At 71.7% G+C, this 24,088-nt stretch carries 24 protein-coding genes; 11 read left to right on the top strand and 13 right to left on the bottom strand.

The window, feature by feature from the left end; translation table 11 throughout:
• Window positions 1-167: 167 nt before the first annotated feature.
• The 3 genes from ACIHFE_RS19880 to ACIHFE_RS19890 are packed head-to-tail and all read left to right on the top strand — an operon-like array spanning window position 168 to window position 3,401.
• Window positions 168-1,565, top strand: a complete 1,398-nt coding sequence (locus tag ACIHFE_RS19880) for an MFS transporter (RefSeq protein WP_400108306.1) — start codon at window positions 168-170, stop codon at window positions 1,563-1,565.
• On the top strand, window positions 1,552-2,553 hold the full coding sequence (locus tag ACIHFE_RS19885) for a zinc-binding dehydrogenase (protein ID WP_400108308.1): 1,002 nt from the start codon (window positions 1,552-1,554) through the stop codon (window positions 2,551-2,553). Before ACIHFE_RS19880 ends, ACIHFE_RS19885 begins: the two co-directional genes overlap by 14 nt.
• Window positions 2,550-3,401 carry a Gfo/Idh/MocA family protein gene (locus ACIHFE_RS19890; protein ID WP_400108310.1) on the top strand — a complete coding sequence of 284 codons (852 nt, stop codon included), beginning with the start codon at window positions 2,550-2,552 and terminating at the stop codon, window positions 3,399-3,401. Before ACIHFE_RS19885 ends, ACIHFE_RS19890 begins: the two co-directional genes overlap by 4 nt.
• On the opposite strand, the gene ACIHFE_RS19895 is transcribed toward ACIHFE_RS19890, so the two are convergent.
• The 8 genes from ACIHFE_RS19895 to ACIHFE_RS19930 form a co-directional block, all read right to left on the bottom strand.
• Complete coding sequence (locus ACIHFE_RS19895) at window positions 3,382-4,593, bottom strand: galactosyltransferase-related protein (protein ID WP_400108312.1); 1,212 nt, start codon at window positions 4,591-4,593, stop codon at window positions 3,382-3,384. The two genes, ACIHFE_RS19890 and ACIHFE_RS19895, sit on opposite strands and share 20 nt — an antisense overlap.
• Window positions 4,594-4,639: 46 nt before the next feature.
• On the bottom strand, window positions 4,640-5,494 hold the full coding sequence (locus tag ACIHFE_RS19900; protein WP_400108314.1) for a phytanoyl-CoA dioxygenase family protein: 855 nt from the start codon (window positions 5,492-5,494) through the stop codon (window positions 4,640-4,642).
• A gap of 31 nt (window positions 5,495-5,525) precedes the next feature.
• A complete protein-coding gene (locus ACIHFE_RS19905) occupies window positions 5,526-6,623 on the bottom strand; it encodes a hypothetical protein (RefSeq protein ID WP_400108315.1) in 1,098 nt (365 codons plus the stop codon).
• The gene (locus ACIHFE_RS19910) at window positions 6,620-7,825 is read right to left on the bottom strand and encodes a hypothetical protein (protein ID WP_400108317.1); all 1,206 of its coding nucleotides are present in this window, start codon (window positions 7,823-7,825) and stop codon (window positions 6,620-6,622) included. Before ACIHFE_RS19910 ends, ACIHFE_RS19905 begins: the two co-directional genes overlap by 4 nt.
• Window positions 7,822-9,924, bottom strand: a complete 2,103-nt coding sequence (locus ACIHFE_RS19915; protein WP_400108319.1) for a DegT/DnrJ/EryC1/StrS family aminotransferase — start codon at window positions 9,922-9,924, stop codon at window positions 7,822-7,824. Before ACIHFE_RS19915 ends, ACIHFE_RS19910 begins: the two co-directional genes overlap by 4 nt.
• Window positions 9,925-9,984: 60 nt before the next feature.
• A complete protein-coding gene (locus ACIHFE_RS19920) occupies window positions 9,985-11,190 on the bottom strand; it encodes a radical SAM protein (RefSeq protein ID WP_400108321.1) in 1,206 nt (401 codons plus the stop codon).
• Between the two features lie 55 nt (window positions 11,191-11,245).
• Window positions 11,246-12,313 carry an NAD(P)-dependent alcohol dehydrogenase gene (locus tag ACIHFE_RS19925; protein WP_400108323.1) on the bottom strand — a complete coding sequence of 356 codons (1,068 nt, stop codon included), beginning with the start codon at window positions 12,311-12,313 and terminating at the stop codon, window positions 11,246-11,248.
• A 120-nt stretch (window positions 12,314-12,433) separates the two neighbouring features.
• Window positions 12,434-13,228 carry a PIG-L family deacetylase gene (locus ACIHFE_RS19930; RefSeq protein ID WP_400108325.1) on the bottom strand — a complete coding sequence of 265 codons (795 nt, stop codon included), beginning with the start codon at window positions 13,226-13,228 and terminating at the stop codon, window positions 12,434-12,436.
• 217 nt (window positions 13,229-13,445) lie between these two features.
• Here ACIHFE_RS19930 and ACIHFE_RS19935 point away from each other — a divergent pair, with 217 nt between their 5' ends.
• Window positions 13,446-14,183: an SDR family oxidoreductase gene (locus ACIHFE_RS19935; RefSeq protein ID WP_400108327.1), complete on the top strand. Its 738-nt coding sequence runs from the start codon at window positions 13,446-13,448 to the stop codon at window positions 14,181-14,183.
• A 36-nt stretch (window positions 14,184-14,219) separates the two neighbouring features.
• Here ACIHFE_RS19935 and ACIHFE_RS19940 read toward each other — a convergent pair whose 3' ends face one another.
• On the bottom strand, window positions 14,220-15,383 hold the full coding sequence (locus ACIHFE_RS19940) for an alpha/beta hydrolase family protein (protein WP_400108329.1): 1,164 nt from the start codon (window positions 15,381-15,383) through the stop codon (window positions 14,220-14,222).
• Between the two features lie 266 nt (window positions 15,384-15,649).
• On the opposite strand from ACIHFE_RS19940, the gene ACIHFE_RS19945 reads away from it, so the two are divergent.
• The gene (locus tag ACIHFE_RS19945; protein WP_400108331.1) at window positions 15,650-16,099 is read left to right on the top strand and encodes a CBS domain-containing protein; all 450 of its coding nucleotides are present in this window, start codon (window positions 15,650-15,652) and stop codon (window positions 16,097-16,099) included.
• Entirely contained in the window at window positions 16,077-16,751 is a 675-nt protein-coding gene (locus ACIHFE_RS19950; protein ID WP_400108333.1) for a protein-L-isoaspartate(D-aspartate) O-methyltransferase, read from the top strand. Before ACIHFE_RS19945 ends, ACIHFE_RS19950 begins: the two co-directional genes overlap by 23 nt.
• 21 nt (window positions 16,752-16,772) lie before the next feature.
• Here the strand turns inward: ACIHFE_RS19950 and ACIHFE_RS19955 are convergent, their stop codons facing one another.
• Window positions 16,773-17,066 (bottom strand): hypothetical protein, encoded by a 294-nt coding sequence (locus ACIHFE_RS19955; protein ID WP_400108335.1) that lies wholly within the window; start codon window positions 17,064-17,066, stop codon window positions 16,773-16,775.
• A gap of 301 nt (window positions 17,067-17,367) precedes the next feature.
• Here ACIHFE_RS19955 and ACIHFE_RS19960 point away from each other — a divergent pair, with 301 nt between their 5' ends.
• From ACIHFE_RS19960 to ACIHFE_RS19970, 3 genes are all read left to right on the top strand, one after another.
• The gene (locus ACIHFE_RS19960) at window positions 17,368-17,781 is read left to right on the top strand and encodes a hypothetical protein (protein ID WP_400108337.1); all 414 of its coding nucleotides are present in this window, start codon (window positions 17,368-17,370) and stop codon (window positions 17,779-17,781) included.
• A gap of 136 nt (window positions 17,782-17,917) precedes the next feature.
• The gene (locus ACIHFE_RS19965) at window positions 17,918-18,562 is read left to right on the top strand and encodes a hypothetical protein (RefSeq protein WP_400108339.1); all 645 of its coding nucleotides are present in this window, start codon (window positions 17,918-17,920) and stop codon (window positions 18,560-18,562) included.
• Between the two features lie 144 nt (window positions 18,563-18,706).
• Window positions 18,707-19,708, top strand: coding sequence for an Ig-like domain-containing protein (locus tag ACIHFE_RS19970; protein WP_400108341.1), 1,002 nt, complete (start codon window positions 18,707-18,709; stop codon window positions 19,706-19,708).
• Between the two features lie 30 nt (window positions 19,709-19,738).
• On the opposite strand, the gene ACIHFE_RS19975 is transcribed toward ACIHFE_RS19970, so the two are convergent.
• Window positions 19,739-20,812 (bottom strand): sulfite oxidase, encoded by a 1,074-nt coding sequence (locus tag ACIHFE_RS19975; protein ID WP_400108343.1) that lies wholly within the window; start codon window positions 20,810-20,812, stop codon window positions 19,739-19,741.
• Window positions 20,813-21,010: 198 nt separating this feature from the next.
• Between ACIHFE_RS19975 and ACIHFE_RS19980 the strand changes: the two genes are divergently transcribed.
• Entirely contained in the window at window positions 21,011-21,775 is a 765-nt protein-coding gene (locus tag ACIHFE_RS19980; protein ID WP_400108784.1) for a MerR family transcriptional regulator, read from the top strand.
• A gap of 119 nt (window positions 21,776-21,894) precedes the next feature.
• Here the strand turns inward: ACIHFE_RS19980 and ACIHFE_RS19985 are convergent, their stop codons facing one another.
• Both ACIHFE_RS19985 and ACIHFE_RS19990 read right to left on the bottom strand, forming a co-directional pair.
• Window positions 21,895-22,530, bottom strand: a complete 636-nt coding sequence (locus tag ACIHFE_RS19985) for a DedA family protein (RefSeq protein ID WP_400108345.1) — start codon at window positions 22,528-22,530, stop codon at window positions 21,895-21,897.
• 143 nt (window positions 22,531-22,673) lie between these two features.
• Complete coding sequence (locus tag ACIHFE_RS19990; RefSeq protein ID WP_400108347.1) at window positions 22,674-23,651, bottom strand: zinc-binding alcohol dehydrogenase family protein; 978 nt, start codon at window positions 23,649-23,651, stop codon at window positions 22,674-22,676.
• A gap of 92 nt (window positions 23,652-23,743) precedes the next feature.
• Between ACIHFE_RS19990 and ACIHFE_RS19995 the strand changes: the two genes are divergently transcribed.
• Entirely contained in the window at window positions 23,744-24,088 is a 345-nt protein-coding gene (locus tag ACIHFE_RS19995) for an ArsR/SmtB family transcription factor (protein ID WP_400108349.1), read from the top strand.

Here is a 24,088-nt window from a genome sequence, read left to right on the forward strand (position 1 = left end):
GAGGCCCCGTTACAGGGAGATTGGCCTATACCAATGGAGGTGTCAAGATCGGTCGGCCGCATTCCGGCCGCCCCGGCACGGGCCCGTTGACGCCGCTTGGACGCCTGTGCGAGCCTCGCCCAGGAAAGATCAAATCCCGCTGACCGTCCGGCCGTTGGAGGGAAGCGATGGACCCCGAGCCGTTACCGGAGCCGTCAACCGGCCTGTTCTCCCGCCCCTACCGGTCCTGCACCACCGCCGTGGCCTCGGTGTTCGCCCTGGTCGCCCTCACCGAACTGGCCCTGGGCACCGTGATGCCGACCGCGGTGCGGGACCTGGACGGACTCTCCCTCTACGCCCTGGTCTTCGGCGGCTGCCTCACCGCCGGCATCGTCGGCACCGTCGTCGGCGGCGACCGCGCCGACCGCACGGGGCCGGGCCCCGTCCTCTACGCCGGCCTGGCCTGCCTCGCCCTGGGCGCCCTGGCCGCCGGCCTGGCCACCACCATCCTCCCGTTCCTGCTGGGCCGTTGCATCCAGGGAGCCGGCGGCGGCGCGGTAACCGTCGCCCTCTACACCGTCGTTGGCCGCGCCTACCCCGCAAGCCTGCGCCCCAGAATGTTCTCCCTGGTCACCGCCTGCTGGATCCTGCCCTCCATGCTGGGCCCGCCCGTGGTGGGCACCATCGCCCAGCACACCTCCTGGCGCTGGGTGTTCCATGCCATCGCCGCCCTGGCCGCCGGCGCCACCCTGCTGTTCACCCGGCCGCTGCGCCGCCTGCCTCCCCCCGCCCCGGAGGCCACCGGCCGGCCGGCCGCCAGGATCCGCCCGGCCCTGACCGTGGCCGCCGGAGCGGGCCTGCTCCAGTACGCCGGGACCGATCCCGGCTGGCGGTCCCTGCCCTTCGCCGCCGGCGGCCTGGCCCTGGTCGCGGTCAGTGTGCGTGCCCTGCTGCCCCGGGGAACCCTGCGCGCCCGCGGGGGACTTCCGGCCCTGGTGCTGCTGCGCGGGGTGGCGGCCGGCGCCTACTTCACCGCCGAGTCCTTCATCCCCCTGATGCTGGTCGACGAACGGCGGCTGTCCCCGGCCGCCGCCGGAACCTCGCTGACCGGCGCGGCGCTCACCTGGGCCGCCGCCTCCTGGCTCCAGGCCCGCCCGGGCCTGCGGCTACCCCGCCGCCGGGTGGTGGCCATCGGCGCGCTGGTGCACTTCGGCGCCGCCGTGCTGACCATCGGCGGGGTGCTCCGCGAAGCTCCGGCGGTCACCGCCGCCCTCGGCCTGGCGCTCGCCGGGTTCGGCATGGGGCTGCTGCTGCCGGGAGTGGGCGTGCTCACCCTGGAACTGTCGGAGCGCAACCAGCAGGGCGCCAACTCGGCGGCCCTGCAACTGGCCGACAGCCTGTGCAGCGTCCTGCTCATCGGCCTGTGCGGGGCCGTGTTCAACACCGCACACACCCGGCCCGGCCAGGACGCGGGCGCCTTCGCCCTGGTCTTCACGGTGGTCGCCGCCGTGGCGGGCCTCGCCTGTGTGCTCGCCGGAAGAATCACCACGCCACTCACCAAGGAGGAGGCCCATGCTCCGCTATGACCTGACCGGCCGCCGGGAGATCCGGCTCGACGAGGACGCCCCGGTCCCCGAACCCGGGCCCTTACAAGTCCTGGTGCGCGTCCGCTCCTGCACCGTGTGCAACCGCAGCGACCTGGCCTACTACCACTACTGGGGCCTGCGCGAGCACTGCGCCACCGGCTGCTTCGGCCATGAGATCGCCGGTGTGGTGGAGTCCACCGGCCCCGGGGTCACCCGAGTCCGGCCCGGCCAACGGGTGTTCGTCCGTACCCCGCTGACCACCGGATACGCCGAGTACGCGCTGGCCCGCGAGGTCTGTGTGGGCGCCCTGCCGGACGACATCCCCTTCGCACAGGGATCCATCCTGCAACTGCTGCCGCTGGCCGTACACGCCACCCGTGGCATCGGCCTGGGCGACCGGGTCGCCGTCATCGGCCAGGGCCCGGTGGGACTGATGGCCCTGCAGATGGCGGTGGCCCGCGGCGCCGCCTCGGTGACCGCCGTGGACCTGGACGACTGGCGGCTGGAGCGGTCCCGCCAACTGGGCGCCGACCACTGCCGCCGGGTCGACGGCAGCGCCGGTGAACTGGACTCCCTGGGCGGCGACTTCGATGTGGCCATCGACGCCGTGGGCACCCCCACCACCCTCAACTCCGGTGTCCGGCTGGTGCGGCAGAACGGCCTGGTGGTCATGCTGGGCACCCACCATGTCGACACCCAGGTCACCGTGGACCTGGTCACCTGGGAGCGCAAGGGCCTGCGGGTGCACAGCTCGGCCGAACCCACCGATGTGGCCCGGGCCCAGGCGATGGCCGTCGCCGAACGCCTGGCCGCACACCGCGCCGGCCGGCTCAACCTCTCCGCCCTCCTCACCCATGTGCTGCCGCTGAGTGAACTGCCGCAGGCCATCGAGCTGTTGTCGGCCAGCCGGGTGCTCTACCCCGACCAGGAGCAGGCCCCCTTCGCCGGCCCGCCGCCCAAGGTCCTCAAGGTGGCGATCCAGCCATGAGATGGGGGGTGGCCGGCTATGGCGACATTGTGCGGCGGCGGGTGCTGCCCGCGCTGGACGCTCTGGGCCAGGAGACCGTCCACCTCTGGGGCCGGGACGCCGGCCGCGCCGACCGGCTCGCCGGCCGGCACGGCATTCCCGGCAGCGGTGACGACTTCGGGCGGCTGCTGGACGGGGTGGACGCGGTCTATGTGGCCACCCCCGTGGCCGGCCATCTGCCGCAGGCCCTGGCCGACGCCGCCCGGGGCGCCGGCCGGCTGGCGGCCGTTGCCTACTACCGGCGGCTGGGACCGGCCGCCGCCCTGCTGCGCCACCACCTGGGCACGGCCGAACCCCGGCAGGTACGGGTGGAGTTCCGCTGTGCCTTCGCACCGGGCCCCGGCCACCCCATGGGCTGGCGCACCGACCCCGCGGTGTCCGGCGGCGGAGTGCTCGCCGACGCCGGAAGCCATCGCCTGGACCTGCTGCTGATGGCGCTGGGCCGGCCGCTGGAGATCGCCGCCCGGCTGGACCGCGCCTTCCCGGCGGGCGCCGAGCGCCGGGCGGAGCTGCGGCTGCGCTGGGCCTCGGGGACGCGTGCCCAGCTGCTGGCGGAGTGGGACGAAGCGCCCGCCCGGGACCGGGTCGAGATCATGGGCGGCGAACCGGCCGTGGTCCTGGACCCGTTGGACGAGGGGCTGGCGGACAATCCCCATCTGCCGCTGATCGCCGACTTCCTGGCGGCCGTACGGGAAGGGCGGCGCCCGGCCTGCCCGGTGGCGGACGCCGCCCTGGTGGACGAGGTGATCAGCGCCGCCGGGCGGTCCAGCGCCCAGGGCGGGCGCTCGGTCAGGCTCGGGACGCGGTGAACTTCAGCGGATCGCCATAGCGCTCCGGGGCCCAGCTCAGCGGCTCGATATGGGCGTTGAAGGGCTGCCCCTCCCGGGTCATCTGCGGACGCGGATGGTTGAGGTGCAGCAGCGGGTCCTCGAAGCGCACCACCGGCGCCGCACCGGACAGCCGGGCGATCACATCGTCGTCCTCGCCGCCCCAGCCCTCATAGCGCTCGTCAAAGCCGCCCACCTTGTCGAAGATCTCGGTACGGGTCCAGACACAGCCGCCCGGCGGTTCCCGCAACAGCAGCCCGCGCAGCGCCTCATAGGGCACATCGGCATGTTCCGCGCGGATGCGCAGGGCCCCCAGGGTGGAGGACTCGTCCAGCGAAAGGGACCAGCGGAACGGCAGATGGGTGCCATGGCCGCCGCCCGCGATCCGCCCGGTGTTCCGTCGTACGAAGGAGCGGTCCACCAGGATGTCCGCGTCCAGCACACAGGTGTAGGGGAAGGGGTGCGGGGCGCCGGCCACCCCCACATTCACCGCCCAGGACTTGTTGAACAGGCCGCTCTTCTCGGCGAACACATAGGAGTCGACCAGCGGCGCCAGCAACTCCCGGGAGCGCGGCACCTCATCGGTCTCCACCACCGTCACCCAGGGGGCGGCCCCCGCCTCCTGGTCGGCCAGCGACCGCAGACAGGCCAGCAGGTTACGGGTCCGCAGCCCGCCGCCCTCCCGGTCCCGGAACGGGATGACCACATGCACCTGGGCGTCTGCCCGGCCGCGCCGGCCGAAGTCCGCCACCGGACCGTCCCCGCCCCCGGGCAGCCCGTCCTCGGGAAGGCCGCCTCCGGCAAGCCCGCCCCGGTGCCCGGCGCCCAGGTGATAGTCGATCCAGATATGCCGGTCGGCCTCGGCGACCGCGGCCGAGAGTTCCGCCCGCTCCTCCCCGGACGCGTCCTCGAGCAGCCCCGTCAGCCGGTCGCGCAGGGCGTGCTGCGGAGCCAGGTCCGCGGTGTCGGTGACCAGCGCGGTGTAGAGCGGGCGCGCCTCCGGCCGGCCGTGCAGAAAACCGGTGAGCAGCGCGTCCACCGCACGGTAGTGCGCCTCGCTCAACTCCCAGTAGTCCGCGGCGATCTGGGGTACCGCCGGATCATGCGCCAGAACGGCATGGGCGGTCAGCCGCTCGGCCAGCTTCCTGGCGTCGGTCCCTCGGGGGCCGTGCATGGGGTGGCTCCAATCGTCCCTCAATATGGCGTGCGGAGACGGGCGTTCAGGCCCCGTCATCCGCCGACCACGGACGAAGCCAGCGCGGATCCGGCCGGTCGCCGCCGCGGACGAACCGGGTGTCCACGGAGACCCGCATGGCATCGGTGGTCGTGTCCAAGGATGCATGAATGATGTGGGGCAGATGCACCATCACATCCCCCGCCCGGTAATCGGCCCACATCCAGCGCCGGTTGAGCCGGTGCGCGGTCTCCCGGAGGTCATGGCTGATGGGCCGCCGGTCCTGGGGGCGGTCGGTGATGCCGCGCAGCGGTGCGTAGTCCTCGGCCGGCAGGGTGTGCGACTTCTCCAGGTAGACCAGGCCGCCGGTGGCCGGCGGGCAGTCGCCCACCGGAATCCAGGCGGTCAGCACCCGGTGTGAGCCCCGGTCCATATAGTCGTAGTCCACATGCGCCCGGGAGGCCAGCCGTGACCCCCGGTGGAAGTGCCGCAGTATCCGGCGGGGCAGCATCTCGGTGCTGCCGCCCAGCAGGCCCTCGGCCAGTTTGGTCAGCACCGGGTTGTCCAGGAAGCGCTGGAAGATCTCGGAGCGGACAAAGGAGTGGGCGGGGTGCCCGGCGACCCCATAGGCGGGCAGGTCCACCGGAACACGCCCGGAGAAGATCCCGTCCCGCACCATGGTGCCCGGCGCGAAGTAGGAGGCGTCGAAGAGCCCGAAGTAGGCGGCCCGCAGCTGCAGCACATCGGACCGGTCCAGCAGTTGGGGCAGATACAGGCAACCGTCCGCCCATAACCGCTCGTTGAGGGCGTCCGGCTCGCCGATCAGCGCCGAACTGTCCCGGAGCGGGGTGAAGAGTTCCTCGGTGAAGGGCAGCGAAAGACCATTGGAAGACAGGAGCATGGTGAGGTTCCTCGTCAGTCCTCGGTAGGAATCAGTACACACCTTCGACGGCATCGGCGGTTTCCTCGCCCACGGCCCGCCACGGCCGCACCGCCGCGACGCCCTCCCAGGGAAACCAGGGATGCGGGCCGGTCCGGACGGCGCTGTCCCGCTCCAGCAGGTTGGGCAGGAACAGGTCCTCCAGCAGGGTGGTGGCCCGTACCCGGCCGCGTTCCCCGACCGCCACCTCCCGCCAGGGATCGTCCGGGTCGACCACCTTCAACACCGCGAAGGGCGGCGGCAGATGGTACGAGTGGGCACCGCCGTCCGGCGCGTCGGCCTGCAGGGCATGACCCACCAGGGTGTTGCCATAGGTGTCGATCCACTGCACCCCGGCCAGCTGCTCCTCCCGCAGATACTGGGCTTCGGCCGGGGTGCAGGAAGTGCCACCGGTGCACACCGCGCGCAGCCCGTAGTCGCTCAGCGGCCGGGGCAGCCGCATGGCCAGCGCCAGCAGCAACTGGGCGGTGGTGAACAGCAGGGTGGGCCGCTCGGCCGCCAGCAGGGTCTCGGTCTGGGCCACCAGATGGCCGGTGTACGCGTCGGCGCCGCCCTTGGCCCGGATCTCGGCCTTCACCCAGCGCGGGTCGAAGTCGATGGCGAACACCGCGCCACGCCAGCTGTCCGCCAGACCCTCCACAAAGTGCCCATAGGCATGCGGCCCGCCGGGCGTCATCGCCAGCACATCCCCGCCCGCGACCCCCCGGGCCTCCAGCACGGTCCGGTAGATCTCCACGTCATAGGAGAGCCTGCTGACATTGACGATCCGGCACGGCCGGCCGGTGGTGCCCCCGGTCTCGAACACCCGGAACGGGCGGTCCCGGTAGCCGCGCGGCAGCAGATCCCGGGCGGACGCGGCCCGCAGCTCCTCCTTGTCGAACAGCCCGAACAGCGCCAGGTCGGCAAAGCCGTTGATATCCCCGATCGGATCGAAGCCCAGTGAGGAACGGCGGGAGACCCAGAACGGGGAGCCGGTCCCGGGCGAGAAGTGCCAGCGCATCATCCGCCGCGTCCACTCGTCCAGACCGACACCGAGCTCGGGAACCCGCCGGCGCAGCACCTCGGGCAGGGTGGCGAAGCTGACGGTCATGGTGCTCCTCCCGCGGAAAGCCGGTGGACGAACAGGGAACCGGCCGCGATCGCCCCGGCCTCACCGGCGGTGGCGCTGACCACCGCCGCGAACGGGAACGGGACTTCATACCCGACCAGGGGGTGCGGATCCGTCATGCCGACGGGCCCGGCGAGCAACACCAGGGCGGGGGCGAGGAATTCCCCGCCGTCGCTCCGGCACACCACCGGCCGCCGGGTGACCAGCCGGTCCCCGGGACGCAGCCGCCCCAGCAGCCCCTCGGCCAGCCGGCAGGCCTCTCCGGGCACCCGGCTGGCGGTGAGCGGCCAGCGGGGGTCGGCCGGCGAGGTACGCACCGAATCCAGCGCGGCGCCCAGCGCTTGGGCCAGCTCCCGGGCGCGCTCCGGCCCGTCCGGGCAGACGATGGTGCGCACATTGCTGCAGAACCGCCCCGAGTCAGCCACCACCAGCGGCAGCAGCCGGCCCACCGCCTCGGCGATCCCGAAGCCCGTCGGAAGCAGGGCACAGCCACGCCCCGGCCCGCGCACCGTCAGCCCAGGAGCGTCACCCATCGCCTCCGCCAACCCGGCGCCGCCATAGACGACTTGGCGTTGTGTCAGGCGGATGAGGCCGGGCAGCGCCTGCTGCCCGGACGGGTAGAAGCCCAGCCGCTCGGGCGGCCAGCCCACCTGGAGCAGCGCCGCCACCAGCCGGGCGGCGGACAGCGGCTCCCGGCGGCTGGGACGCGCCCACACCGCGCCGGCGGCGGCCGCCTGTTCCGCCACCGCCTCCAGACAGCAGAAGGTGTTCCCGGGCAGCGAGACCAGGACCAGGGCGTCATCGGCCGCCACCGGCGCCTGCCGGGCCACCCGGTCCCGCAGCAGCCCGCACCAGCGGTCCACCAGCGGCGCCGGAAGCCCGGCCGTCCGCCACAGCTCCCGGCGGAAGTCCCGGGCGCTCTGCGGGCCGGGACCGGGTACGGTCACGGTTCCCCCGGCGAACAGCTCCAGGGCCGCCGCCAGCAGCTTGCGCCGCGCACCGGCATCGAAGCCGCCGGGCAGGGCGGCCACTTGGGCCTGCCACCACCGCCGGTCGGCGGCGGCCACCACCTCGGGGACCAGTGCCAGCCGCAGACCGGTGTCCCCGGGCAGCGGGGCGGTGTCCAGCGAGGGCTGCCAGGCTCCCCGGCGGAACGCCGGTATCAGCGGGTCCTCGCCGGTCATAAGAGCTCGCTTCGCAGCGCCGCCACCACACGAAGCTGCTCGGCCTCGGTCATGGCGGGATAGACGGGCAGCGCCAGATGACGCCCGGCGAACCAGCGGGCCCTGGGGAACTCCCCGGCCGGCACCCCGGCGAAGAAAGGCTGGTCGCACAGCAGGGTGTCGTACACCTCACCGGCCGCCGAGACCCCATGCCGCTCACGCAGCCGGTTCTTCAGCTCCGCACGGTCCACCGGCCGGTCCAGAAAGACCAGGTATTTGTAGAAGTTGCAGGCCACTTGGGCGGGCACGGCATACGGCCGGACGCCCGGCACTTCCCTGAGCAGCGTGTCATAGCGTGCAGCCAGCGCGCGGCGGGCCTCCAGGGTGGTGCCGAAGCGTTCCAGGTCCGTATTGCCCAGCGCGGCGTGCAGTTCGCTCATCCGCCAGTTGCCGCCGGGCCGGTCGTGCAGGGTGGAGCCCGGGGCGGTCTTGCCATGGTCCCGCCAGCGCCGCGCCTGCTCCAGCTGATCCGGGTCGGCGCCGGTGAGCAGACCGCCCTCACCACTGGTGGCCACCTTGGTGGGGAAGAACGAGAACGCGCCCAACCGGCCCAGGGCACCGGCCGGCCGCCCGTCGAGCGTGCTGCCCAGGGCATGTGCCGCGTCCTCCAGCACCGGCACCCCCCGGTCCCGGCACTCCGCCAACACCTCGTCCAGCGCGGGGGAGATGACGCCGCCAATGTGCACCGGGATCACCGCCGCCACCTCCCGGTGGCGGTCGAGCGCCTCGCGCAGCGCCGCGGGATCCATGCCCAGGCCGTCCAGCTCCAGGTCGACGAACCGCACCGCCGCCCCGGCCCGTACCGCGGCCGCCGCGGTGGCGAAGAAGGTGTTGACGGGTATCAGCACCGTCCGGCCGGCCACCCCCAGGACACGCAGGGCGATCTCCAGCGCGGCCGCGCCCGAGTTGAGCGCGACGCCCTCCCGCCCCGTCCAGTCCCGGGTCAGGGACTCGAACCGGGCCACCTGGGGCCCCTGGGTGAGTACCCCGGAGGCCAGGGCCTGGTCCACCCCGTCCAGTACCCTGCGCCGTTCCTCGGCGTGGAAGCGGATCAGCTGGGCGGGCACCGGCGCCGGGTCCGCGACCGGCCGCTCCAGGGCGCGGGCGAAGAACCCGGCCGCCAGGCCCGGATCCGTGCCATGGCCCATGGCGAGCTCCAGCACCTCCACCCGGTCCCCGGCCCCGGCCGCCGCATAAGCCCGCCGGACCGTTTCCGCGGCCCGGCGGGCGTCCGCCGGGTCCAGCCAGCGGTCGTCGAGCCCGTACTGCAGGTGCAAGGGGGCGGGCGCCAGGGCGGCGAACAGGTCGGGCAGATCGGCGTACTCCAGGATGCCCGGCAGCACCGCGCCCTCGTAGCCGGTGAGCAGGCGGGTGAACAGGGCCGGATATCCGCCGAGATGACTGGCCACACACACCGGCAGCGGCTGTGGTGACAGCAGCGCGGTGTGCAGGGCGATGGCCCCGCCGAGGCTGTGGCCGAAGATCCCGGTGCGTTGGGCGTCCGCCCGGGGATGGCCGCGCAGCCAGGCCAGCGCGGCCAGCGCGTCACTCAGCAGCGAGCCCAGCAGACTGTGGCCGCGCAGCGCGAAGGCATGGGCCAGCAGGGCGCCTTCGGGACGGCCGGCCAGCCGGCCGGAGTCCAGACCGGCGTCGATGCCGTAGTCGAAGGTCAGCGTGGTGAAGCCGGCCCTGGCCAGATGCTCGGCCATATTGCGGTCCGGGAAGTCCGGTGGCTCGGTGCCGGTGACCATGTCCAGCCGGGCGTTCTTCCCGGCCAGCACGAGGACCGCCGGATGGCGCCCCGGCCGGGCCGGAGCCAGCACCGTGCCATGGAACCGGCCCCGGCCCTCGCTGTGGAACAACAGCTGCTCACGGCTGAGGCCGTCGCGGATGACGGTCTCGGACGCGGCGACGGCCGGCGGCTGGGGGTTGGCCCGCGCCAGTCGGTCCACCATGTCCCTGACCCGCCCGGACCAGGACCGGTGTTCGGCCGGCGTACCGGGAACGAAGCGCAAGGGCCGCTCGGATGCCAGGAGTTGATTCAGTCGATGGATCTGCATGTGCCCTTTGCTCTTCGTGGGTCGCCGGACTGCGGGACGCGGGGACGGTGGGCCGCGAACTCAGACGAAGTCCGCGTGCAGGGTGCTGGGAACCTCCACCCGGTAGGAGTCCAGGGCCTCGTCCAGGTGGATCCGGCCCTGCTGCAGCAGCTCCAGCAGCTCGTTCTGCGGCCGGTAGAAGCAGGACTTGCACAGGTCGGTGCGCATCGGGTTGGACGCCTCCCACTCCGCGCGGGGCCCGCCCTCCAGCACCTCGGCGTACCCCTCCTCCAGTACGTTGCCGATGCGGTACCGGCTGTTGAGGTGCACCTGGGGGCAGGGGTAGAGATTGCCGTCGGCGCCGACCGCGGTGACAAACCGGCTGTAGTGGCACTTGTCGAAGTCGCCCTCCACGGCCTCCACTTGGTCCATCGGGCCCCGGTCGAGCTTGGGTACCGAGACCTCGAAGTCCGCGTCGGACAGCCGGGCCGCCTCGCCGAGGGTGGCCGCGATGTCGGGCATGGCGTCCTCGATGGTCTCGTGCCCCATGGCGCTGTAGAACTCCGGCTCGAACCGCACATAGTGCGCCCCGGACTCCTTGGCCACCCGGGCGGCCGCCATGATCTCCCGATGGTTCTGCAGGGTGATCACATAGTTGAAGCCAATGCGGAAGTCGGGGTCCGCCGCGGCGGCACGCAGCCGGCCCACGGTGCTGAGGAAGGAGGCGAAGGTCTGCTCCCGGTCCCGGGTGATGTCGTTGAAGGTGGCCTCGGTGCCGGCGTTGAGGCCGATTCGCACCCAGGTGTGGGTTTGCGCCACACACTCGGCCAGCGCGGGCCGGCCGAGCCGCGAACCATTGGTGATCAGCCCGATGCGCAGCCCCGCCTGGTGCCCGGCCCGGCAGATGTCCACATAGCCGGGGTGGATGGTGCACTCGCCGCTGCCGCAGAAGGTCACCGCCCGGCCGTCGTTCTCCGCGAACTGCCGCAGCAGGGTGATGGCCTTGTCCTTGGGAATGGAGTCCTTGAAGGAGAACAGGTCGTAGAACTGCTCCTCGTTGGGCGAGTGGAAGTTGCAGAAATTGCAGCGCATATTGCAGGCGCCCATGATGCCGATGCGCATATGGATGGGCCGGATCTCCTGGCCCGCCACAAAGCGCCGCAACAGGTCGCCGTGCGCGAGGACCTTCTGCGGCGAGTGGGCCTGGTCCAGGCTTACGATCGGCAGTCCGGGCCGGTTGCTGGGGGCGGCGGCATGGTAGGTCTGCGGTGCGGCACTGTCCTTCATGGTGATTCCCTCACAGGAAGAAAGTCGGTGCGATGGTCACGCGGCGGATGACAGGTCAGCGCGACATGTCGAGGGGCGCGTTGAATGACGCGGCGTCGATGACGAAGCGATAGCGCACGGCTCCGTCGGCCACCCGGTCATAGGCCGCGTTGAGCTGCCCGGCGGAGATGACCTCGACCTCCGCTCGAATACCGTGCGCGGCACAGAAGTCGAGCATCTCCTGGGTTTCCGCGATGCCCCCGATCATCGAGCCGGCCAGCCTTTTGCGGCCGGGGACCAGGGCGCTGAGGTCAAGGGGTACGGGGGTGCCCGGAAGTCCCACACTGACCAGGGTGGCATCGGTTCTCAGCAGCCGGAGACAGGAATTGAGATCGGCCACGGCGGAAACGGTGTTGATGACCAGGTCGAAGGAGCCGGCCAGTTCCTCGAAGACGGCCGGGTCGGTGGTCGGACGGAAGTGGTGGGCCCCCAGGCGCAGCGCGTCGTCGCGCTTGCCCGGCGACCGGCTCAGCACGGTGACCTCCGCGCCCAGGGCATGGGCCAGCATGACCCCGGTGTGGCCCAGCCCGCCCATCCCCTGGATGGCGACCCGCCGCCCGGGCCCGGCACCCCAGTGCCTGAGCGGGGAGTAAAGGGTGATCCCGGCACACAGCAAGGGTGCCGCCGCATCGAGGGGAAGCGCCTCCGGAATGCGAAGCACATAGTTCTCGTCGACGACGATATGGGTGCTGTAACCGCCGTAGGTGGGTTCACCATCCCGGCCGATGGCGTTATAGGTGTTGGTCATGCCCTCGGCGCAGTACTGTTCCCGCCCCGCCCGGCAGTTGGCGCACTTGCGGCAGGAGTCCACGAACACTCCGACGCCCACCCGGTCACCGTTCCGGTAACGGGTCACATCCGGGCCGGTCCCGCGGACGATGCCCGTGATCTCATGCCCCGGCACCATGGGAAAGATGCCGCCTTCCCATTCCCCGCGCACCTCATGCACATCGGAATGGCAGATGCCGACGTATCTGATCTCGATCAGGACATCGTGCGCACGCGGCGAACGGCGCTGGATGGTCGTGGGGGCGAGGGGGGATCGAGGTGCGGGAACGGCGTAGGCGTTAACGGATGTTGCCACAGGGTATCTCGCCTTGTCTTTTCAGAACTCGGCCAGTTAGGGGGGCTGTCACCGTATGGATATGCCGGTCGGTGTTGCCGGTCGATGTGTTGTACAGCTTTGCATCGGTCCGCAGGGTTGTCACAGTCCGGTTTCAGCCAAGATTGCCGTCTCATTGCCAAGTTGCCCGGCTGGCAAGGCAGTTGTCCCGGGTGCCAGCTCCCAGACCAACTCCGCCTGCAGTGGCCCGGGATAACGCAGGTACCCGCCGTGTTTTACGGCCAGGGTGGCAAGTTGGGAGCCATGGCACAGCACCGCCGCGCGTTTGACGGCCCATTCCCGCTCGTCGAGCCGGATGTTGTGCACCGGCCGCAGCCGGTATCCGCCCGCGAGGTCGCGATAGGCCCGCCCGCAGACCTCGTCCCCGGCCAGCGCCGCCTCCGCCGCCTCCGTCCCCCACTCGGCTACCGCACCGGAGTACGGCAGGTCCGCGTAGACCAGCGGCAACCGCCGTCCGGCCGCGGCGAGCGCGGCCAGGGCCTGGTCCCGTACCGCCTGATGGTCCCGCTGGTCCGTACCCATCGGCACCAGCACCTCGGCCGCCGGATCCAGCTCCGCCAGGAACTCCGCCAGCGCCGTCAGCCGCGCCCCCGGTGCGTAGGGCCCGTCCGGATGCGGCAGCGCGATCTGCTCCGCGCCCAACAGGGCACAGGAACGGGCGTCTTCGGCCAGCCGGGCCGCATGTGCCTCGGCGCCGGAGACAAAGCCACAGGCCGCGTCCCAGGCGGAGGCGGCGGCGTGGTCGGCCGGGGGTCCGCCGTGCACGGTCACCACGCTCTTGGGGCGGTCGAGCCGGCCCAGATAGCCGCCCAGGGAGAGGGCGGCGTCGTCGAAGTGGGGGGATATGACCACAAGGGGTGCGGGATGGCGTGTCAAGGCTGCTCCGAGGGAGGGGAGTCGGGCGCGTGATGATGCTGATGTGCAGGCCGGCCCATGGAGTTGCACGGTGTGCTGAGGTGCTGCCCCGGTTCGCTCCACGGCTAAACCGGGGTGGGGCCCCTGGGAGATGGTGATGGCCCTGGCCCGGGACGGCGCCACCATGTCATGATCGAACAGTTGTCATTGATCACTGTTCGAGTGGAGAGGGGCTCCCATGTCGGGAATCGACGGCAAGGTGGTGGCCATCACCGGCGCCAGCAGCGGCATAGGCGAGGCCACCGCCCTGTTGTTGGCCGAACGCGGAGCCCGGGTCGTGCTCGGCGCGCGCCGCGCGGACCGACTGCGGGACCTGGTGGCCCGGATCGAGGCGAATGGCGGGCAAGCGGCCTGCACGGCCACGGATGTGACGCGCCGGGCGGACCTCACGGCTCTGGTCGGTCTCGCCCGGGAACGCTTCGGCCGCTTGGACGTCCTGGTCAACAACGCCGGCATCGGGCCGATTTCCCCGCTCGACGACCTGCGCGTCGAGGAGTGGGAGGCGATGGTGGACGTCAACTTCAAGGGCGTGCTCTATGGCATCGCGGCCGCCCTGCCGGTGTTCCGCGAGCAGCGGAGCGGGCACCTGGTGAATGTGGTCTCCACCGCCGGGCTGCAGATCGTGCCCAACCAGGCCGTGTACGCGGCGACCAAGAACGCGGTGCGCACCCTCTCCGAGGGCTTGCGGAAGGAGGCCGGCGAGCAGCTGAGGGTCACCGTGGTCTCGCCCGGTTTCGTACGGACCGACTTCGTCGACGCGGTGCCGGACGACCGGATCCGGGCAGAAGTCAACGCCGTCAAGGAGCGGTTGGCGATCCCGCCGGAGGCGATCAGCGAGGCGATAGCCTTCGCGATCGGCCAGCCGGCCACCGTGGATGTCAATGACATCGTGGTCCGGCCGACCGCACAGGCGTAACCCCCGCGTTCCATCGCCGAAACCCGGGGCTCAGGATCAGGGTCCGTGGAAGGTCACTTCGGGGTACTCCGGCGACGGCCCGTTGAACAGGGGCTCCCGAACGCCCTTGAGGTGCTGGTCGAAGAAGGCGGTGACATAGGCCCGGGTGATCCGGTCCGCGCGCGGACCGGAAATACTGGCGCCGGTCAGGGGGATGCCCGCCTGCTCGGCGATCACGCCAAGGTCGGTGAAGCTCGGGTGGACCGTGCCGGCGACGGTGAGCCAGCGCTTCCAGCCGTCGAGCCGGGACCAGCCCTCCGTCCACGAAGGGTCGTTGACGCCTCCGGGCAGGGGGTGCCCCATCATAAGGAACGGACGCCCGCCGAGCCCGGACGCGGGGACCGCGCCGTCGAAGCTGCCGTCCAAGTTGACCCCGGCCCGAACCCGCTGGTCGGCCGCCATCGTGGCGGCGCTGGAGGCGCCGCCCAGGGAGTGGCCGGCCATGCCGATGTGCTTCTTGTCGATGAGATGGGCATGGCGCCAGGCCGGGTGGCGCCCGGTCAACTCGTCCAGAACGAAGGAGACATCCTTGGCCCGGCTCCGGGGGATGACCTCGATGCCGCCCGCCGGGCGCTTGTCGCAGATGGCACAGGGCAGGGTCGTCCCGTCGGGGAAGGTCTCGCCCAGGTTTTCGTAGGTGTGGTCGACGAGCGAGACGACATACCCGTGGCTGGCGAGCTCTTCGGCGAGGCCGGTGAGAGTGGCGCGCTGCATGGTGAAACCGGGGGAGAGTGCGACCAGCGGGAACCGCCCATGCTCCGGGCGGGCGTTGGTGCGGGCCCAGGTGCGGGTGTGGCTCAACACCTCGGGCGGGAGCGTGGCTTGCGGGACCTTGGTCAGCAGGGCCCGTGCCTCGGCAGTGGTCATATAGGGGGCGGGGCCGCCGCTGTGCGGCCTGGCGGGGTAGTACATGGACACCATGAGCTGCCGGGGCCCGGCCGACGGCACCCAGGGGTCCTGGCGGTTCCGGTCCACCAGGTGCAGCACCTCACGGCCGACGGCGTGTGTTCCGGTGGGCCGGGGGAGCGCCAGGTGTGTGGCGGTGGACGTGGACGCGACGGGGGCGGGCCGGGGCGCGGCGGATGCCACCCCGGCGATCGGCAGCGGCAGGACGAGCGCGAGCACGGCGGTGGCTGTCGCGGTGCGACGGAGTCTTGTCATGCCAGGGAACGCTAGGCCGTGCGCCCGGTGGGTGGCATCAACCCCGGGAGGTACTCGCAGGTCAGACCGCAGTATGAGAAGTACCCCGTCCCGTATGGGAGTTGGGCTGCTGCCCTGATCCCCGATTTCCCGCCCGGCGGGCACTCTCCGGAGTGCGTCCGGGACGTCGCGCTCCGGCCCGAGGCGGCCCGGCGGGGCCGAGCGGTGGCGGCGTGCCGGGCGGACAATGGCAGGGGGGATCCGGACGAGCGCGGCAGGGGATGGACATGGAGATCAGGTACGCCATGAGCTCGCCGCCGGCCAGCGTGGGGCCCGAGGCATCGGTGGAAGAGGCGGCCCGGCATATGGCCGACGCCGGCGTGGGCGCCCTGCCCGTGGTGCAGGACGATGCGGTGGTCGGCGTGGTGACCGACCGGGATCTGGCCGTCCGGGTGCTGGCCCGGGGACTGTCTCCTCAGTTGAAGGTTGAATCGGTCATGTCCATGGACCCGGTCACCGTGGCGGCGGACACGCCTGTGACGGCCGCGCTGTATGCCATGCGCTCGATCGGGGCCAGGCATCTGCCGGTGCTGGAGGAGGGGCGGCTGGTGGGCATGGTGTCCTTCGACGACCTGTTCTCCTACCTGTCCCGGCAACTGGGCACCCTGGCCGATGTGGTCGACGCGGTCCGTAAGGTCCCGGACCCGGAGACCGGTGGCTCCTGCAGTGCGGGGTGACCGACCGGAACGCCCGGGGCCGGGCTCTCCCGCGAACCTGGTCCGCGCCCTGAGGGCAGCGGGCATCGAGGATGAGCGCCTGCTGGCGGCCGTCCGGAACACCCCCCGAGCGGCCTTTGTGCCGCCCGGCCAGGAGGCGGCGGCCTACCATGACCTGCCGGTGCCGATCGCCCATGACCAGGTCACCACCCAGCCCTCACTGTCCGCCCTGATGATCGAGGGGCTGCGGCTGGGCGGCGACGAGCATGTGCTGGAGGTGGGCACCGGGCTCGGCTTCCAGACCGCGCTGCTGGCCCGGCTGGCCGCCGATGTGGTGACCATCGAGCGCTGGCCGGACCTCGCCCGCCAGGCAGGGCACAACCTGGCCGGGCAGGGCATCGGCAATGTGGAACTGCGCGTCGGGGACGGCAGCGGCGGGGTACCCGAGCGCGCCCCGTATGACGCGGTCCTGGTCTCCGCCGCGTTCCCGCGGGTTCCCGCGCCGCTGGCCGGACAGCTGAGGGCCGGCGGGCGCCTGGTGCAGCCCATCGGGCCGGGCGGCCGGGAGGAGGTGGTGTCCTTCCGGCGCACCGAGGACGGCCTGGAGCCATGGCGGATTCTCGGCCCGGCCTGCTTTGTGCGGCTTCGGGGGAGGTATGGCTTCACCCCCTGAACCGGCCCGCCGGCCGCCCGCTCACCCCAGCCGCGGCAGGCCCGGCAGCTCGTTGATCCGCAGTGCCCGGGCGAGCAGCAGGAACAGCACCACCATGGTGGCGCCCCCGGCTGCCAGTGACAGGGCCGGACCCCGGAGCGGGCAGACATGGGCCGCCAGCCGGCCGAGGGCGCCCGCCGAGGCCGCGCAGGCGGTCAGCTTGCCGTAGGTGCGGCACAGCCGCCTGCCGTCCAGGCGCCCTTCGAGGCGGGGGCGCAGCCGCAGGGCGGTGAGGAGCAGGCCGAGCGCGTAGGAGACGGCATAGGACGCGGCCATGCCGGTGACCGACCAGCGGGCGGGCAGCAGCAGATGGCAGCCGTCCGGCCGCCATCAGCAGGGAGGAACGGCGCGGCCCGTTCTGCCCGGCGGCCGGTCCGGGGGGCGGCGTGCCGCCCGCGTTTCCTCCTGCGCGGGCGGCGGGCCGTCGCTTGATCGAGATCGTTGGTCATGTGGTCAACCTATGTGGATCGCCGGAGCATGCGGCCGGCCCATCGGTGCCTTTCGCTTGGGGGAACGCTCGGCACCGGTAAGGCGCCTGACGGCTTGTGTGCGCATGACAGCCGCCTTTCGTCGCCTGATGCCCGTACCGCTGACGGTACTTGGGGATTTTTTGTCCGGTCGGGCCACGCTGCCCGTTACGGTTCGTCATATCGGTCTATCGCTGTGTTGGCCCGGTAGCGTCCTGGGTGACACAAGGGCCCTGATCGGCGGCACCGAGCGCCAGGGCCCTCAACTCTCCCTGTTCCGCTCGATCCTGGAGGGACTCATGCCTCCTTGCCATGCCCTCGCCCGCACCGGCGGCCTGCGCCACCTGACGCCGGACATCCAAGACATCCAAGTGAGCCTGTTCCTGGTGCACTTGGTGGTGGCGGTGGTGCTCATCCACCAGCCCGTTCACGATGCCGGCCCGGCGGGCACCTTACTGGCCCTGCTGCCGCTGCTGAAGAGTGACCGGTCCCGCCCGCGGTATCGGCTGCCGCGCGCCATATGACGGTGGGCCGGCTGCCGGGCGGGGTACTGGGGGCCCGGCCCGGCAGCGCCGGCAGCCGACGGCTCCGGCCGCGGTGCGAGGCCCGGCGCCTCGTCACCGGTCACCATCGCAGGAACACCCGGAAAGGGTCAGCCAGATGACGAACGGAGCGGATGACACGGTCGTCTGCCTCAATCCCCGGTGCTCAAACCCGGTCGCACCCTCCTCCGGCTCCGGACGGCCGCGCAAATACTGCAGTGACCGTTGCCGCGGGGCCTTCCACCGGACCGGTGCGGGGCGCCCCACACCGACCCGGGAACGCCATGACGGCTATGTCCACCAGCTCCTCGGCGAACTGCTGGAGAAGATCGACAGCCTGCACCTCTTCGCCCACGCCGACCGCACCGAGCTGACCGAGCCCTCCCTGCTGCACTGGCACTCCCTGGCCCTGCTCCGCGGGGCGGAGGGCATCCGCAAGGACCTCCAGGACCTGGACGCGGCCATCGTCCAGCAGGCCCGCGACCGGGGCGTGCGCGTGGTGGAGATCGCCGAGGCGCGCAACGTCAGCCCGGACAAGGTCCGCAGGGACTGGCCCGAGGGCGGTATCGACCGCCGCATGCTGCAACGCCCGGTGCGTCCCCGCCTGCCGCGCCGCACCACTGCCCCCCTGGAACAGGCGAGCCCGCACTGCACCTATCTGCCCGGCCGGTACCTGCCCGGCGAGGCTCCGAGGAGCCTCCCCGAGTACGGGCATGACGCCACCGAAGGGCCACCGGGCGCGCCGCCGGCGGCGGCGGCCTAGGCGGCGGTGCGGCGTCCCGGGTACCCGGGACGGATGACCTTGGCCTGATCTTTGCCATCGGGGTGCAACCCATTGGCTCGAGCCCCCGTGTCCAAGGATGTTGATGGAACATCTGACCGAAAATGATCTAGGGGAAACGAGAGCATGGGGCGCATCGAGCGCAGTATTGGGGTCGCATTGCTGGCCGGCGCGGTGCTGACGAGCGTCAGCGGCTGTGGTGGTCATGCGTCGGCCTCGTCCTCCGACGCCAAGGCGGCGTCGAAGGCCACCGCCAGCGCCCATCCCGCGGCCAAGCCGTCGCCGACCCATCCGTCCGGCCCGGCGATGCCGGTGGAGTCGATCGCTCCCGAGGACGGCGCCACGGTGGGGGTGGCCATGCCGGTCTCGGTCCAGTTCACCCATGGGATAGCCAACTCGGCCCGGGCCGAGATAGAGCGGCACCTCAAGGTCACCACCTCCACGCCGCTCACCGGCGCCTGGCACTGGTTCGCCGATGACGACGGCACCTACACCCGGGTGGACTGGCGGCCGGAGAAGATGTGGCCCTCGGGCACCAAGGTGACGCTCAATGCCGAGCTGGACGGAGTCGGGGACGGCAACGGCCGCTATGGCACGCGCAATTACCGCCACTCCTTCACCATCGGCGCCGACTTCGAGGCCAAGGTCGACGTCCCCGGCCACTCGATGAAGGTCACCCACAACGGCGCGGCGGTGAAGACCCTGGCGATCGACGCCGGCAGCTCGGACTTCCCCTCCTGGGACGGCACCATGGCGGTGATGGACAAGGAGCCCGAGGTCCGTATGACCTCGTGCAGCGTCGGCATCGCCTGCGACAAGGGCAACCCCAACTTCTATGACAAGACCCTGCCCTGGGACGTCCAGCTGACCACCTCCGGGACCTATGTCCACTACTCCCCGGGCGACCCCGACCCGGGCAACGGCGAGGGCTCGCACGGCTGCGTCCACCTGTCGTGGACCGACGCCCAGTGGTTCTACAACCAGGTCAAGCAGGGCGACCCCATCACCATCACCGGTTCGCCGCGTGGCGCGGTGCATGGGGACAACGGCTATGGCGCCTTCACCCTCAGCTGGGCCGACTGGCTCAAGGGCAGCGCCACCGGGGCGCAGCAGACCAGCGCCGGCTAGCCGGCGCCCCGGCTCGGCGGAGCGCCCGGTTCAGGGGTGACAGGTGAAGTACACCCGCGCCCAGGAGTTGTTGGCGTATCCCCTGGGGTTCCAGACGGTGGCCGCCGACTCCGGCTGGACGGCCGCGGTGGAGTCCCAGGCGCGGGCGAGGAGTTCCGCCTCGCCCGCGGGCAGGGTGAGCGTGGTGCGCCAGTGCTGCCAGGTCCAGGGGTTCTCCGGCGGGTCCAGCTCGGCCTGGACCCAGGTACGGCCGTGGTCCCGGGAGACGTCCACCCGGGTCACGGTCCGGTCGTCCCCAGCCAGGGCGTAGCCGCTGACCTCGGTCGGTCCGGCGGGCAGCCGGGAGCCCGCGCCGGGCCGCAGGATGGCGCAGTGGAGGGCGAGCGGGCCGAGGACGATGCCGGTGCCGCGGGGGTGGGCGTCCGGCGGCAGGATGCTGTACTCGGCGTGGAAGTGATTGTCCGACACCTCGGCCCGCGCGGTGACGCGCTGGAGCCATTTGACGCTGCGGGCCCCGATCCAGCCCGGCACCACCACCCGCAGCGGGGCGCCATGCGCGGCGGGCAGCGGCCGGCCGTTTATCCCCCAGGCCAGCAGCACCTCCCCGGAGAGCGCCTTGGCCACCGGCACCGAGCCGCCGAAGGGCTGGGCCGGGGTGGTGCTGACCGTCAGGTCGCCGCCGGTGAAGGCGATATGGGCGGCCCCGTCCCGCAGCCCGGCGCCCGCCAGCACCTCGGCCAGCCGCACCCCCGTCCAGCGCGCGGTGGAAACGGCCGCGGGACCCCAGGGGACCTGGCCCGGTATGTCGCGGAACGCCATCAGGTCGGCCCGGCGGTTGCCCGCGCACTGCAGGGTCGCCACCACCTGGTGTTCGGAGAAGCGGCGCCGCAGTTCGTCCAGCGACAGCTCCAGCATCCGCTCGACCAGCCCGTCCACGCGCAGGCGCCAGCGTGCCGGGTCGATGCGGGGGACCGGACCGTGGTTGCGGCTGTAGAAGGTGTCCAGTGGGGTGAGGTGACCGGCCAGGGCGCCCGGCGGCGGTTCGGCGTTGTACGGCTCGGTCTGATGCACCAGCATGTCGTCCCGCTTGTCCCAGAGACCCATGGGGTGACTGTTCCCGCATCCCTGGCCCGGGTGGTACACCTGATCCGGTCGATTCGGCCGGGCCGTGGGGCGAGCCGGGGAAGGACACCAGCCGGGGCGGGAGCCGGACGCCGGTATCGGCTTGCGGTTGCCGCGACGTCAACTTCTACGGTCATCCATGTGGCCGGAGAGACCGGCCCGGTGATGGGAGGCAGGGCAATGGCCTGGTCGATCGCGGAAGTGGCCCGGATGTCCGGGGTGACGTCCCGGACGCTGCGGCACTACGACGAGATCGGTCTGCTGCCGCCGGCGTGGATCGGGAGCAATGGGCACCGCTACTACGAGGAGGCCGATCTGCTGCGGCTGCAGCAGATCCTGCTGATGCGGGAGCTGGACCTGGGGCTGCGCGAGATCCGGGCGGTCCTGGACAGCCAGGTCGACCAGGTGGCGGTGCTCCGCGAACACCAGCGGCAGCTGCTGGCCGAGCAGCAGCGGCTGGAGACCCTGGTCCGCACGATCGGCCGCACCATCGCCGAACTGGAGGAAGGCAAGGACGACAAGGACATGGTGAAGATCAACCGGCCGGAGAACCTGTTCGAAGGCTTTGAGCACTCCGAGGAGATCGACGCCGAGGTGCGGGAGCGGTGGCCGGAGGCCTGGGAGCAGTCCCGGCAGGCCGCGGAGGCGCTGACCCCCGACGACATGGAGCGGTGGCAGCGGGAGGTGACGGCGCAGATGATCCGCCTGGCGGAGTTCATGGTGGCCGGTACCCCCGTCACCGATCCGGCGGTGCAGGCCGAGATGGAGATCCACTACCAGAGTGTGTGCCGGTTCTGGACCCCCAACAAGGCCGCGTACAAGGGGCTGGGCCAGACCTATGTCGATGAGCCGCAGTTCCGGGCGAACTACGGCAAGATCGCGGAGGGGCTGGCGGAATACCAGCGCGATGCGATGGTCGTCTACGCCGACACCCGGCTGAGCTGACCGATGGCTCATGCCGTCGGGGGCTGCAGACCCCGGCGGCGAGCGGGCCGCGTATGGCGTCTTCGCGCGCGGACGACCCGAGTCCGTTGCCCGGCGGGCCGATTGCCGGGAGCGGCGGCTCACCGGTGTCCGCCGGAGCCCCGGCGGCGCCGGTACCGGTGACGGGCGACCAGGCCGGCGACCAGCAGCACCAGGGCGCCGAGCAGATACAGCTCATAGCGTTCGATGGCCGGATAGAGGGTGTTCAGGTGCTGTCCGGCGAAGTAGCCCAGAGTGACCCAGGCGCCCACCCACAGCGCCGCCCCCAGGGCATTGAAGACAAGGAACCGCCGCCATGGCATCTCGCTGAGGCCGGCCACGATGCCGTTCAGCTGCCGGAGACCCTCGATGAACCGGGCAATGATGACGATCTTGCCGCCGTGCCGGGCGGCGAAGTCCTGGGCCTTGGCCAGGCGTTCCTCGGTGAGCAGGACATACCGTCCGTAGCGGAGCACCAGCCGCTGGCCCCCGTAGCGGCCGATGGCATAGCCGATGTTGTCCCCGAGGACGGCCGCGAAGAAGGCGATCACGGCCACGGCCGCCACATTCAGGCGCCCGGCGCCGGCGTACACCGCGGCCGCGGTCATCACGGTCTCGCCCGGCACCGGCACCCCGAAGTCCTCGACGAACACCAGCAGGGCGACCGCCAGATAGCCCCAGTGGTCAAGGAGCGGGGCGAGGTTTTCGAGCACACCCGGCAGCGGAGGCGGAGCCATCTGGCGCCTTCCTGGTCAAGGGAGCGGGACCTGGGGCGGTCATCGTCATCATCCACACACCTACCACCACACGGCCCGGATGCCCCGGCCTTATGGCCGGAGCACCAGGTATTGGTTCCGTCTATGGCCCGGGCCGGCGAGAGTCAGCCGACTTTCAGCAGCAGCTTGCCCGTGCTGCGGCGGCTGCCCAGCAGACGGTGGGCCTCGGCGGCCTCGGCGAGGGGGAACTCGGCGGTGACGGGCAGGCGTACCGTGCCGTCGGCCACCAAGGCGAAGGAGCGCTCGGCCAGTTCACGCAGGGCCCCCGGTGCCGTATGGGCCAGCTGCAGGACGGAGAGGGCGGAGACCGAGCGGCCCAGCGGGGACAACGCCGCGGCCCCCACCTGCCAGGGCTCCTCGGAGCCGGCGTTGCCGAAGGAGACCAGCCGGCCGAAGGGAGCCAGGACATCCAGGCCGTGCCGGAGCGTCTGCCCGCCCACCGGGTCGAGCACCAGGTCCACGCCACGGCCCCCGGTGGCGCGGCGGACCTCCTCCGCGAAGCCGGAGGGATCGGTGAACACCCGGTCATAGCCGTGCTCTTGGGCATGGGCGACCTTGTCGGGGGAGGACACCACGCCGTATACCGCACCCGCCCCGGCCGCCCGCGCCAGTTGCCCGACGACCGTGCCGACGCCGCCCGCCGCCCCCTGGACCAGTACGCTCTCACCGGCCCGCAGCCGCCCGGCCTCGTGCACCAGGGCATGGGCGGTGGGCAGTACGGTCGGCAGGGTGGCGGCGGTGCGCAGGTCCACGCCCCGGGGGAGGGCGAACACGGTGGCCGCCTCGGCCACCGCGACCTCCGCATAGCCGCCGCCGGGAAGGAACGCCGCGACTTCCTGGCCCACTTGGAGGTCCGTCACCCCCGGGCCCAGGGCCCGGACCCGGCCGGAGACGTCCAGTCCGGGGCGGAAGGGCAGGGACGGCACCCGGTAGCCCTCGGCCCGGGCCTTGAGGTCGGCGAAGTTCACCCCGGCATAGACCACATCGATGCCCACCTGGCCGGGACCGGGCTCCGGTATCTCCGCCTCGATCCCCAGCAGGACCTCGGGACCGCCGTACCGGTGGAACTCGATGACGCGCATGGCAGCACACACCCCTCGACAAGTGTTCAATGAATGGCGAACACTTGAGACTGTATGGTTGCGATCGAACACTCGGCAAGGGGAGTTGAGACATGGAACAGGAGCCCTGCCATCGCGCCGCGCCCCCGCACACTCATCCGCGGCAGGTGCCCATCCGGACTGCGCTCACCGCGCTGGCCGACCCGGTGCGGCTGCTGATCGTGCGGGAGTTGGCCGGTTCGGCCGACTGGACGCGGTCCTGCGGCAGCCTTCGGGTGCCGGTGGGCAAGGCGGCCCTCAGCCACCACTTCTCGGTACTGCGCACGGCCGGGCTGGTCGAGCAGCGTGATGAGGGGGCCAAGCGCCTCAACCGGCTGCGGCGCGCGGAGTTCGAGGAACGCTTCCCGGGGCTGCTGGATCTGGTGCTCCGTGCGGAGGACGATGCCGGGGACGGCTGA

The organism is Streptomyces sp. NPDC052396 (assembly GCF_044593195.1).
Taxonomy (GTDB): domain Bacteria; phylum Actinomycetota; class Actinomycetes; order Streptomycetales; family Streptomycetaceae; genus Streptomyces.